We start from the raw sequence: 11988 nt of genomic DNA on the forward strand, positions 1-11988 counted from the left end.
CTTGCGGGTATTGCTGATCAAGACCTCGTCGCTGGGTGACGTCATTCATACCCTGCCTGCGCTGACCGACGCCATGCGTGCGCTGCCGGGTATCCAGTTCGATTGGGTCGTCGAAGAAGGCTTCGCCGAGATACCGACCTGGCACCCGGCGGTTGCCGGTGTGATACCGGTCGCGATCCGCCGCTGGCGCAAGAACCTCTGGCAGACGTTCAAGAATGGCCAGTGGCGTCAGTTCAAACAGCGTTTGCGCGACACCCGTTACGACCTGGTGATCGACGCCCAGGGCCTGCTGAAAAGCGCCTGGCTGACCCGCTACGTCAAAGCGCCCATCGCCGGCCTGGACAAGCACTCAGCGCGCGAGCCACTGGCCGCACGGTTGTACGATCGGGCGTACCCTGTGGCCCGTGGTCAACATGCGGTCGAGCGGTTGCGGCAGTTGTTCGCCCAGGCGTTGGGCTACGAAGTGCCCGCCGGCCTTGGCGATTACGGGCTGGACCGCAGTCGTTTGCTGCAGGCCGGCACCGGCGCGCCGTTTGTCTTGTTCCTGCACGGCACGACCTGGGTCACCAAGCACTGGCCTGAGCTGTACTGGCGGCAACTGGCCGAACGCATGATCGATCAAGGGCTTGAAGTTCATTTGCCTTGGGGCAACCCGGCAGAGAAAGCCCGGGCCGAGCGAATTGCCTCAGGCCTTGATAAAGCCGTGGTGCTCCCCAAACTCAATCTCGCGGGCGTCGCCAAGGTGCTGGCCAGCGCACAAGGGTGCGTTGCCGTCGACACTGGCCTCGGGCATCTGGCGGCGGCGCTCGACGTGCCGACCCTGTCGTTGTTCGGCCCGACCAATCCGGGCCTGACTGGCGCATACGGCAAGTCGCAGGTTCATCTGGCAGGCGATTACCCCGCCTGCGCGCCGTGCCTGCAAAAGAAATGCACCTATCAACCGACGGCGCAAGACAAGCGTCGGGTTGATACCGAACGCGAGTGGCCCATGTGCTTCACTCGCCTGAATCCCGAGCGAGTGGCGAGCCAGTTGAGCGCGCTGTTGCCGGCAAAGGAACATCCGTAATGCAATTGGCATTCGTGCTTTATAAGTACTTCCCGTTCGGCGGCCTGCAGCGCGACTTCATGCGCATCGCCCTGGAGTGCCAGCAACGTGGCCACACGATCCGCGTCTACACGCTGATCTGGGAAGGCGACGTGCCACCGGGCTTTGAAGTGCTGGTCGCGCCGGTCAAGGCGATCTTTAACCATCGCCGCAATGAAAAGCTCACCGACTGGATGAACGCCGACCTGGCCAAACGGCCTGTCGACCGGCTGATCGGTTTCAACAAAATGCCTGGGCTGGACGTGTATTACGCCGCCGACGGCTGCTACGAAGACAAAGCGCAGAATCTGCGCCATGGCCTGTACAAATACTGGGGCCGTTATCGCCACTTCGCCGACTACGAGCGTGCAGTGTTCGCCAAGGATGCGAAGACGGAAGTGCTGATGATTTCCGAAGTGCAGCAGCCGCTGTTCATCAAGCATTACGACACGCCGCTGAAGCGTTTTCACTTGTTGCCGCCCGGCATCTCTCAGGATCGCCGCGCCCCGGAAAACGCTGCCGAGATTCGTGCCGGTTTCCGTCGCGAGTTCCAGCTGAACGATGACGATTTGCTGCTGGTGCAGATCGGCTCCGGGTTCAAGACCAAGGGCGTGGATCGCAGTCTGAAAGCGCTGGCGGCTTTGCCGTCGGAGCTGAGAAAACGCACGCGGCTGTTTGTCATCGGTCAGGACGATCCCAAGGTGTTTCAGTTGCAAAGCACCGCCCTGGGGTTGGGCGACAACGTGACCTTCATGAAAGGGCGCAGCGACATCCCGCGCTTCCTGTTGGGCGCCGACCTGTTGATCCACCCGGCCTACAACGAAAACACCGGCACGGTGCTCCTGGAGGCGCTGGTCGCCGGATTGCCGGTGCTGGTCAGCGCGGTGTGCGGCTATGCCCACTACATCGCCGAGGCCGACAGTGGCCTGGTGCTCGATGAACCGTTCGAGCAGAATCAGCTCAACCAATACCTGGCCCGCATGCTCAAGGACGATGCCGCGCGCGTCACCTGGGCGCGAAACGGCCTGGCATTCGCCGACACGGCTGACCTTTACAGCATGCCGCAGCACGCTGCGGATGTGATTCTGGTGGAGCACCACGGATGAAACTGATCCTTGCTGAACCCTTCAAGACCCTCTGGGCCGGGCGTGATGCGTTCGAGGCCGTCGAGGCGCTGGACGGTCAGGTTTATCGCGAACTGGAAAACCGCCGCACGCTGCGCACCGAAGTCGAGGGGCGTGGTTACTTCGTCAAGATTCATCGCGGCATCGGTTGGGGCGAAGTCGCCAAAAACCTGCTGACCGCCAAGCTGCCGGTACTCGGTGCCGGCCAGGAATGGGAGGCGATCAACCGCTTGCATGAAGCCGGTGTGCCGACCATGACCGCCGTGGCGTATGGCGAGCGGGGCAGCAACCCGGCCGCACAGCACTCGTTCATCGTGACGGAAGAACTTGCGCCGACCGAAAGTCTGGAAGACGTCAGTATCAACTGGGTGAAAGCGCCGCCCGAGCCCCGCATGAAGCGTGCGTACATCGCTGAAGTGGCGCGGCTGGTCGGCATGATGCACCGCGCGGGTGTGAATCACCGCGACTGCTACATCTGCCATTTCCTGCTGCACACCGACAAGCCGGTCACCCCCGAGGACTTCAAGCTGTCGGTCATCGACCTGCACCGTGCCCAGACCCGCCCGGCGATTACCATGCGCTGGCGCAACAAGGATCTGGCGGCGTTGTACTTTTCGGCGATGGACATCGGCCTGACACGCCGCGACAAGCTGCGTTTCCTCAAGGGCTATTTCCAGCAACCGCTGCGCCAGATCCTGGCTGAAGAAGCGGCACTGCTGAGCTGGCTGGAAGGCAAGGCCGAGAAGCTCTATCAGCGCAAACTGCGTTACGGGGATGCGCTCTGATGGCAGGTTGGATCCTTGAGCCTGAGTACGCTGCGCTGGCCGATGATTTCGGCTCGCTCGATGCCGTGTTTGCCTTGAAGGGCGAGCGTCTGACCCGTGACCCATTGTCCGAGGTGATCCGGGTCGAGCGCGGCGGCGTGAATTACTACGTCAAGCGTTATGTGGCCGCCGGCAAAGGTCTGCGCCGGTATCTGGGGCGACCGCGCGTCAAGTCCGAATGGCAGAACCTCAAGCGTTTCGCCAAGTGGGGCATTCCCACGGCGGAAGTCGTGGCGTGGGGCCTTGAACGCAATGGCACGGCCTATGATCGTGGGGCATTGATCACGCGCGAGCTGCCGCGTACCGAGGATTTGTCCGAGTTGGCGCGGACCCATGACACGCGATTGGCAGACCGCTCCTGGGTCAACACGATCAGCCAGCAGGTCGCACGTTACACCCGGACCATGCACGATCATCACTTCACGCATAACGACCTGAAGTGGCGCAACTTGCTGGTGGACGATCATTCGACCGTGTTCCTGATCGACTGCCCCAACGGCGCGTTCTGGGTCAGCTTCATGCTGCGCTATCGCATCACCAAGGACTTGGCGTGTCTGGACAAGGTCGCCAAATATCACCTGTCCGCCACCCAGCGCCTGCGTTTTTATCTGCAATACCGTGGGCGCGAACGCCTGAATGATTCGGACAAAAAACGCATTCGACACATCGTCAGCTTTTTCGAGGGGCGCGAATGAGTGATTTCATTGCCGATGCCGACCGCGCCTTGCTTGAGCGCCATGGTCTGGCCGATTTCGACTCGCTGTGGGAGGTCGAACTCGACGCCGTCGACGAGCCCAACACCGGGCGTGGCGGCTGGAGCAGCGTGTTTCGCCTGGAGCTGGAAGGCTCTGGCTATTACCTCAAGCGTCAGAGCAATTACCTGACCCGCACCTTGCATCACCCGTTGGGCGAGCCTTCTTTCTCCCGGGAATTTCGCAACATCAGTCTGTACCAGACGCTCGGGATCCCGGCGTTGCATGCGGTGTTCTACGGTGAAAAGAAGGTCGAGGGTGAGCGCCGGGCAATCCTGATGACCCGTGCGCTTGATGGCTGGACCGATCTGGACACGTTGCTGACGCAATGGGGTGAGTTGTCCGCAACCCAGCGTCTGGCGATTCTGCAGGCCTGTGGACAACTGGCGCGCACGCTGCACAAGGCGGGTCAGGTGCACGGCTGTTTTTACCCGAAACACATCTTTCTCAAGGCACGCGGTGGTGCCTATCTGGCGCAGCTGATCGACCTCGAGAAAACCCGCAAGTCGATCTTTGGCCAGCGTGACCGGGTCAAGGACCTGGAACCGCTGCTGCGCCGCGCGCCGGTCTGGAACGAAGCTGAAATCCGCGAGATGCTCGCCGCGTATCTGCACGCACCCGGGAACAGCGGACTGGTCGAGGCCTGGTGGCAACGGCTGGCCAAGCGCGGTAGCCATAAACGTAGCAATCGATAGGCCGGGTCTCAGTGAATGCATACCTCCCACAGGTCATCACTGGTTGTTGAATTCATGATGGGTCGAAGAGGGCGCCGATGCGTTTGTCTGAACTGAAAAACGCCGGTCGCACGCCAGTGCTGCCGATGAGCATCACGCTGGCCGATGCTGCCGGTCCTGCTCAATTGCAACTGCTCAGCCTGCTGCGGGTTTTGCCGGGGCATCGGTATGTGGGCGCGGGTATCTGGCGCGGGCGTCCGGTGCTGGCCAAGCTGCTGGTCGGGCAAAAGGCCCCTCGACACTTTCAGCGTGAGCGCGCCGGTGTCCAGTTGCTCGCCGAGCAAGGACTGACCACCCCGCTGTTGCTGGCCGAGGGTCTGCAAGAGGGCGAAGGCGGCTGGTTGCTGTTCGAGTTTCTGGATAAGGCGCAGAGCCTCGGCGATGCCTGGAAAACGGTGGAAACCTTGCCGCCCCTTGCCGATGAACAACAGGCCGTACTCGGCGAGGCGCTGGCTGCAATCGGTCAAATGCACGGCAAAGGTCTCTGGCAAGAAGACCTGCACCTGGACAACCTGCTGCGTCACGACGGCAAGCTGTACCTGATCGATGGCGCGGGTATTCGCGTGGAGAACGCCGGACAACCGTTGTCCCGGCAAAAGGTCCTGGAAAACCTGGGCGTGTTCTTTGCGCAACTGCCCAAGTCGCTCGAGCCGTTTACCGAAGAGTTGTTGGTCCATTATCTCCTGAGCAATGGCGAGCACGGCTTGCCGGTCGAGGCGCTGCAAAAACAGATCGACAAGGTCAGCAGTTGGCGCCTGAAGGATTATCTGATCAAGGTCGGGCGTGAGTGCAGCCTGTTCAGCGTCAAGGACGGACCGTTCGGCCTGCGCGCGATTCGTCGCGAAGAAGAGACGGCGATGGTGCCGGTGCTGGACAGCGCAGATGCATTGATCGACAGCGGCCATCTGTACAAGACCGGTGGTGCAGCGAGTGTCGCGAAGGCTGACATCGCGGGCCGGGCGCTGGTGATCAAACGTTACAACATCAAGAATTTCGCCCATTGGCTCAAGCGATTCTGGCGACCGAGCCGTGCCTGGCATTCGTGGCGTGAAGGCAATCGTCTGATGTTCCTGGGCATTGCCACACCCAAGCCGTTGGCGTTGCTGGAGCAGCGGTTCTTCTGGCTGCGCCGCAAAGCGTACCTGGTCACCGAGTACCTGCCGGGACCGGACATCATCGAACGTTTCGCGCCCTACGTGGCGTCGGGCGATGCACCGGAAAGTGAGTTGCAGGCGCTGGATACCCTTTTTGCGCAGTTGCGGCGTGAGCGCATCAGTCATGGCGATCTGAAAGGGCATAACGTGTTCTGGCAGCAGGATCGCTGGGCGCTGATCGACCTCGATGCCATGTGTCAGCACACCTCAGCAGGCACGTTTGCCGCGGCGTATGCCAAGGACCGCGCACGGTTCATGCGCAACTGGCCCGCCGACAGCGCGCTGCACCGGTTGCTGGAGCAGCGCCTGCCAAAGACGCCTTGAATCGGTTCCGTGCGAAGAAGGCCGCCTGCGATGACGGCCTTGCCGCGAAGTGGTGCCTCAACCCACCCGGGTCAGGTTGATCTCCTCCAGCGCCAGCACCAGCGCGTCCATGTCTTCATAGGGCCGCTGATGTATGGCGGTCCAGCTTGGGCGCTCCACAAACACATTGCCCACCGCGTTAAGCCGAACAGGCGTGTGATGGATTTCGTTATCCCGTGACCTGTGAACGATGACGTACTCGCCACTTTCGTTCTGCTCGGTCAGGAACATCCCGGGGCGCGAGAGGCGGTCCTCGAGCGTCAGCGGTTGAGGTGGCCTGATTGCCACGGGGCTTGTGCGAACGTCCAGCTCTACCCTGAAATCACCTTTCAAGAACTCCTCCCGATTACGCAGCGGGATTCGCACACTCTCACCGGGGTCCAGCGTGATACCGCGTGAGCTGCCTGGCGATACATCGAGCACGCGCAACCCGATCCCGCCTTCAAGTTCGGCAAGCCCGGGCACGATGTCGGCGTAAGTGTTGGAGTGGCTGTTGCCCACCAGCGCAACCCAGCGATGGCTCCCCATCACCGCCTGATGACGGCGGATGGTGCGCGAAGCGAAGTAATTCATCATCCGCTGGCGCGTGGTAAACGTAGCTTGTGAGAGCCCTTTGAGGTGATAACTCGCGGCACAGTCGATGGCGCGGATTTCGAGCCCGTGCTGCTGCGTCTTGATCACCAGCGTTTCAAACGAGTAGACCCCGCTGGGGTCGGTCACATGGCCTTGGTCCAGCACTTTGAGGTCGTGCAGCAACCGTTTGCTCATCTGACCGCTGTCCATGAATCGGTCGAGATCGGCTTGATGCAGATCGGTCAACAGATGCTCCATGTACAGCGTTTTAACCTGCTGCTCTGCAAGCAGCGGCAGGTTATCGATGATGAGTTTCTTGCTGGCAATGGAGGCGTGAAACTCCCCAATGACCATCCCGTCGGTGTGCGCGTATAGCTGCGGGATGAATGTCTGCAGGTCCCATTGCGGTTCCGGCACCGGCATTGTCGGACGGGGAGGAAGCTGAGCGGCTACGATGTTTCGGGCGTCCTTTTCAAGCTGGTCGCGTCGCGCGAAGAAATCGCATCTCGCCGATTCCAGGTCAGAATCTCCAAGCTGATATTCCTGATTCAGCCCCTTGCGTTCGAAATGGGCGAGTTCATGCACCGTTGTCCTGGCATCGGTTGGCACCTCATACGCGGGATCGACGAAGGATTGCTGAAGCGCAGTGGGCGGGCTGTCGGGCAGCCAGTCTTCGGCATCGATCCGCTGCCAGCCCGCCTCGGGGTCCCAACGGAATCCGTGGTCGCCAGTGTGCGTGCCGCCCATGGACGCGCTGTCCATTTTTTGCAGCAAAGCATCATCCAGCCGGGTTGGCTTGGCGGGGATGACCGGTGGTTCGGCCAGGTGTGGATTCGCACATTCGATCTTAAAGTCGCAGACGCTCAGTTGAGTGTCTGGGCTTGTGGATTCAGGCTTGCGACGGATTCGTGTGACACGCCCGGATGGCACGTCCTTGATTTCCACGCTGATCGCACCCTGAAGTTCGGCAATGCCGGGGACGTCGCCGTGGGTGGTCGCCAGCGTGTGGTCGAGCAATGCTACCCAGCGACGGGACGGATGAGCGGCCACGTCTGCACTGATAAGTGTATGGCCGAAAAACTTGCTCATTTTTTGGGCGGCGGCGCTGTCTCCAGCGGCGATTGCCACGGGATGCTCAAGCATTGGATAGCTCACTGACGAGCTGAAAGGGCGCACTTCGATGTTGTGTCGATGGGCCTGTTTGATCAGGTGGTAATAATCGTATTCGCTGCTGTGATTACTCAACGCGCCATCGTTCAGGTACTCGAGATGGTCCTTTATTTCGTGGGACCCGGCGCGGATTCTGGAGCCTTGCGCCTTGTACTTGGCCAGCTTGTTCAGGTGCTTGTCGGTGAACAGGTGCTCGATGTAAATCACTTCGACGCGTTGCTGCGCCAGCAGCGGCATGTTGAGCAGCAGCAGGCGTTTGCTGGCCACCGACTGGATCGATTCGCTCATTACCAGGCCATTGCTGTGAGCAAACACATTTTCGACGAAGGTGCTCATCGGCGTTGAAGGCGTTACCGCGGGCAGTGTCGGTCTGGGCGGCAATGCAGGTTGGACGAAGAATGCCTGAGCGTCCCTGTAGAGCTTTTCTCTCAAGGTGGCGTAGGTTTGGCGAGCCTGGCCGAAGACCAGTTCGAAGTATTCCTCCATGCCAAGGTGGGTAGGATCCTGGGGACTTGCTCCCAGGATGCGCGTCATCACGGGCTGGAGATGGGCCGGGAGTTCATACTCGAGCACGTCAGTGGTCATCGCGGTCGCGCCGGACGGCGTTTCCTGCAAAGGGGTGAAGCCGGCACGGCTGTCCAGGCCGCCTCCGCGAAGGTTTGTGCGGTTCAGCAACGTCCATTTCCCGTTTTCATCGAGTCGAACCGGCTGCTTGCCGAAGAAGGCGAACGGATTGGCGGGGTCAACGATGTTCCAGCACCGCAGTTGGGCATCGTATTGCACCTGATACGTCTGGCCATCCATCGTGATGCAGTGCCTTCCGTTTTCCAGGGTAACACCGTCGGCATGGTTGCCCAGACGGGTCGTGGCCTCGGGCAGCGCCGGCGTCACAACCCGATCGGGGATGACCTCGTCGAGAGCGTGCATAACGGCGTGGTCCATTGACTGGGTGTCGGGTGTCAGCGGCGTCCATCCCGACCGGGTGGCGGGGTGTTTTTCCAGCTTGCGCACGAAGCCGCCAAAGCCTTTCAAGCCCGACGCGGCGTCACCTGCGGCGCCCAGTGCATTAAAGACCGAGGCGAGGATGAGTGCGTTGGCGTCTTCCGGGTGCTCGCCAGTGAGTGCCTTTACCGCAAGGAGACTGTCACGCAGCGAAAGGGCTGCGCCGACCGCGAAGCTGGCCGGTGGGAAGGGCAAGGTCAGGGCCGTCGCGATGGTCTCGACGCTGCTCCAGACCAAGTGCGTGATCATGTCGCTGCGGCTTGTCGTCGTGTCATCGACATCGCGCAGCTTGCGCTCGATGACCCGGTTGAAACAGACATCGCCGACGTTGGCGATCGGTTCGCGCGTCAGAAACGGGGCTTTGTTTGCGTTGCCTTCTTTCATGTCGTTGAGGAAGAACGACAGCGTCCGGCGCGCAGCGAAACGGCAACGATCCTTATAGTAGTCGATCATTGCGCTGTTTTTCAGTGAGTCGGCAAAGTGGCGGAACGGTCGGAATTCGATGCCGTCCGGCGCCTGCGGGGTGTACAGCAGCGCCGCCAGTCTGACCTCGGTCGGCATCAACGCAAAGCAACCCTGTACCGTCTCGACGTGGATCAGTGCGGTGTCGGGAATGACGATCTGGTCAATGCCGGTCAGTCCCGAACCAATGAAGGGTTTGTCCACATGAAGCTGCAACGGGTAGACCGGGTAACGCTCGCGAGTGGCGGTGTCGTCACGATTCAGGAAGGCGATTGACCGGTTGAGCCATGAGTACTGAGTCGCGCTGATGTGCCCTTGCAGCAGGCTTCTCAGTGCGGCGGCTTTCATCTGCAATTGAATGATCAGCGTGCTGGCGTTGCGGCGGTACTCGTAGCCCGGCGATTGAGGGTCAAGCAAGGTACGTTTGACCAATGCGCTGTATTCGTCCGCCAGCCATGTGCCGCGCACCGATCCCGTCACGATGGCAGGCGTAAGCGCGCTCAGGTCGACGCCATCCGGCCCGCTAAAGCTTGCCATGGAGTCGGTGCCCTCGTTGATGAAGTCGAGGCTGTCGTCGTAACCGTCGCGCACCATCTGGGTGTACGTCTGCGTCTGGCGCGGCGAGGTGATAACGATGCTGTCGGGGTCGACCGTGCCAGCGCTGACGCCCAGCAGTAGATTGATTTTCTGGCGCGCGCGCTCATGGACATAGGCTTCGAACGGCTGAACATGGGTATGCGGATGCGCTGCGTAGTTGTGCACAGCACCCGCTGCGTCTCTTTCGAGCTTCGCCAGTTGCTGGCGTTGGTCTGCACTGGCCTGGGTGTACCAGTGCGGGGTATGGATTTTCTGATCGGCAAGCGTCACTCGGACGTGCTCGCTGGCCATGACGCGCAGCGCCTTGTCGTAGGCGATCGGGTCCGACAACTGAATGAAGTGCGTGTCGCGGGCGGGAAGGCGGGCCTGCGCGTTGAGCGTTTCCCTGAACGCGGGTCGTTCGGACGCGTCCATTTGCCGGGGCAGATAGTCGCTCATCGACGCATCGGCGCTCCATGTGATCAGCTCGTCGCGCAGTTGGCTTTCGTTGTTGAAGGCCTGAAACGCCTGATTGCGAGGGGCGTCGGCGGTGAACAGGATCAGTCGCTCGAGCTGACCCTTCGCGTCTTCTTGTCTGAACACCAGAAGATTGCCCAGCGTTCCGTGCGGGTTGAGCTTGATAAGGTGTACACGGTTGACGCCGCCATCCTGCGTCGAGTCGGTAATGGACTCGAGCAGGCTGAAATCTTCGCCCGTCAGGTGGCCCTGCATTTTCGCCGCATACCCCAACGCAGAGACCTGGTGGCGGATGGCCTCTGCCATCAACGCCTGGTTGGCTGCCTTGCTGTAAAGGGTGCGCTGGTATTCGCCGAAACCTGAACGTGCGTTCAACGCTTCGATCACGTCGGCCACATAGTTGGGCGTGAGCTGCGGATAGCGGGTCGCTGCCGCGACGCCCTCAATCGAAAGGGCGGTTTGGGTCAGGAAATCAGAACCCGCCAGGCGATCTCCCGAATGCAGGCCGTAGAGGGCCAGCAAGGTCAGAGACTGGCGCGCGGTGTAGGTTTCGTCGGTCACCGGTAAACGGCGTTGGGTGCTCACTGTAATGGCAGACGGGTCCAGGTCGTAGCCGTGATCGTTCGCCAGCCTGGCTTGCAGGCACAGACGGGCGTAGGTCTCGGGTGACGTTGCGCCGTTCAGAGCGGTATGAAGTCGCTGGCGAGCCTCCTCGTAACGGGTAATCCGGGTGTGGTATTCCTGACGATCATGGGTATCGGCCAGCTTCATCCAGTAGGGCCAGCTCGCCCGAAGTTGAAACTCGAGGCGGGCCTGCTTGCGTCGTTCGATCATGGCGGCAGTGCCGAATAGCCCCGGCATCTGGAGGGCGTTTTCAAGCACGAGCGCGCGCACTTCCGGTTGCCAGTTGTGGCCCTCAATGCAGACGTGTCTAACATCGCGGCGCTGCTTGTCCAACTGACGGCTGATTGCGTAGGCGTAGGGATTGCCTGAAACCGGCGCCAGCCTGACGTCGGTCGCGGTAAACGTTTCCAGCATCAGGTCAGGATCATCAACGATGGCGCGTACGGCATCTCGATACAGTCGATCGGCGTTGATGAGCAGCGCATCTCGTAATCCGTCGTCGTTGAGCCACTGAACGACCGTCGCAATCAGCGCCTTCTGATTGGCGTATTGAGTCAGCCCCATACCCGGCAAGGCCAGCAGGCCAGGGCCGGTCGCCGCTCTTAGAAACAGCGCCCCTTTGATTTCCACCCATGTTCGTTCGCTCAGTTTGACGTGCAGCGAGCAGGACCGGACGGCAGAAGGCTGCTCTGTCGCGCAGAGCATCGCAACGTCTGGCCAGAGGTCGCGATCGTGGATTTTGAGAGCGATTTCCTGTTGCAAGGCCTGTTGGAGTCCAGTTGAAAACAGTGCCCGTCGACTGTTTCCTTGTGCAGAGGGGGCGATCCAGAACGCGTCGACACGTTCGAGGAGCGCGGTGATTTCTCGCTCTCGTTCAATGTTGTCGTTGCCTTGTATCGCGTCCAGCAATGCGGTCGAAGCGTGGGGCAGGGCGCGGAGCTCTTCGGCCAGCGTCGTATTCAATCGGCCGAGTTGTTCCAGCGCGGCCAGCGCGATGTCCTGTTCAGGGGTGGCAACAGCTGAGGCGGGGTTTCGTGCGTCCATGTGGGGTTCCTGATCCGTCCTTTTG

The 11988-nt window shown here is 60.9% G+C and carries 7 protein-coding genes; 6 read left to right on the forward strand and 1 reads right to left on the reverse strand.

What is annotated here, in order from left to right; all coding sequences use genetic code 11:
* The first annotated feature begins 1 nt into the window (after position 1).
* The 6 genes from waaC (at position 2) to BLS87_RS07715 (ending at position 5996) form a co-directional block, all read left to right on the forward strand.
* The gene (gene waaC, locus BLS87_RS07690; protein WP_074751731.1) at positions 2 to 1066 is read left to right on the forward strand and encodes a lipopolysaccharide heptosyltransferase I; all 1065 of its coding nucleotides are present in this window, start codon (positions 2 to 4) and stop codon (positions 1064 to 1066) included.
* Complete coding sequence (locus BLS87_RS07695; protein WP_074751733.1) at positions 1066 to 2190, forward strand: glycosyltransferase family 4 protein; 1125 nt, start codon at positions 1066 to 1068, stop codon at positions 2188 to 2190. Before waaC ends, BLS87_RS07695 begins: the two co-directional genes overlap by 1 nt.
* The gene (gene rfaP / locus BLS87_RS07700; protein ID WP_074751735.1) at positions 2187 to 2993 is read left to right on the forward strand and encodes a lipopolysaccharide core heptose(I) kinase RfaP; all 807 of its coding nucleotides are present in this window, start codon (positions 2187 to 2189) and stop codon (positions 2991 to 2993) included. The genes BLS87_RS07695 and rfaP overlap by 4 nt, the downstream gene beginning before the upstream one ends.
* Positions 2993 to 3727: a lipopolysaccharide kinase InaA family protein gene (locus tag BLS87_RS07705; RefSeq protein ID WP_074751737.1), complete on the forward strand. Its 735-nt coding sequence runs from the start codon at positions 2993 to 2995 to the stop codon at positions 3725 to 3727. The genes rfaP and BLS87_RS07705 overlap by 1 nt, the downstream gene beginning before the upstream one ends.
* The gene (locus tag BLS87_RS07710) at positions 3724 to 4479 is read left to right on the forward strand and encodes a lipopolysaccharide kinase InaA family protein (protein WP_074751739.1); all 756 of its coding nucleotides are present in this window, start codon (positions 3724 to 3726) and stop codon (positions 4477 to 4479) included. Before BLS87_RS07705 ends, BLS87_RS07710 begins: the two co-directional genes overlap by 4 nt.
* A gap of 77 nt (positions 4480 to 4556) precedes the next feature.
* Complete coding sequence (locus tag BLS87_RS07715) at positions 4557 to 5996, forward strand: lipopolysaccharide kinase InaA family protein (protein ID WP_074751741.1); 1440 nt, start codon at positions 4557 to 4559, stop codon at positions 5994 to 5996.
* 57 nt (positions 5997 to 6053) lie between these two features.
* On the opposite strand, the gene BLS87_RS07720 is transcribed toward BLS87_RS07715, so the two are convergent.
* Positions 6054 to 11963 carry a membrane-targeted effector domain-containing toxin gene (locus BLS87_RS07720; RefSeq protein WP_083370632.1) on the reverse strand — a complete coding sequence of 1970 codons (5910 nt, stop codon included), beginning with the start codon at positions 11961 to 11963 and terminating at the stop codon, positions 6054 to 6056.
* Positions 11964 to 11988: the final 25 nt, after the last annotated feature.

The organism is Pseudomonas abietaniphila (assembly GCF_900100795.1).
GTDB lineage: Bacteria > Pseudomonadota > Gammaproteobacteria > Pseudomonadales > Pseudomonadaceae > Aquipseudomonas > Aquipseudomonas abietaniphila.

Coding starts and splice junctions, on each gene's coding strand:
- BLS87_RS07705 (WP_074751737.1), top strand. CDS start 2,993: ATGGCAGGTTGGATCCTTGAGCCTGAGTACGCTGCGCTGGCCGATGAT.
- BLS87_RS07710 (WP_074751739.1), top strand. CDS start 3,724: ATGAGTGATTTCATTGCCGATGCCGACCGCGCCTTGCTTGAGCGCCAT.
- BLS87_RS07720 (WP_083370632.1), bottom strand. CDS start 11,963: ATGGACGCACGAAACCCCGCCTCAGCTGTTGCCACCCCTGAACAGGAC.
- BLS87_RS07715 (WP_074751741.1), top strand. CDS start 4,557: ATGCGTTTGTCTGAACTGAAAAACGCCGGTCGCACGCCAGTGCTGCCG.
- rfaP (WP_074751735.1), top strand. CDS start 2,187: ATGAAACTGATCCTTGCTGAACCCTTCAAGACCCTCTGGGCCGGGCGT.
- BLS87_RS07695 (WP_074751733.1), top strand. CDS start 1,066: ATGCAATTGGCATTCGTGCTTTATAAGTACTTCCCGTTCGGCGGCCTG.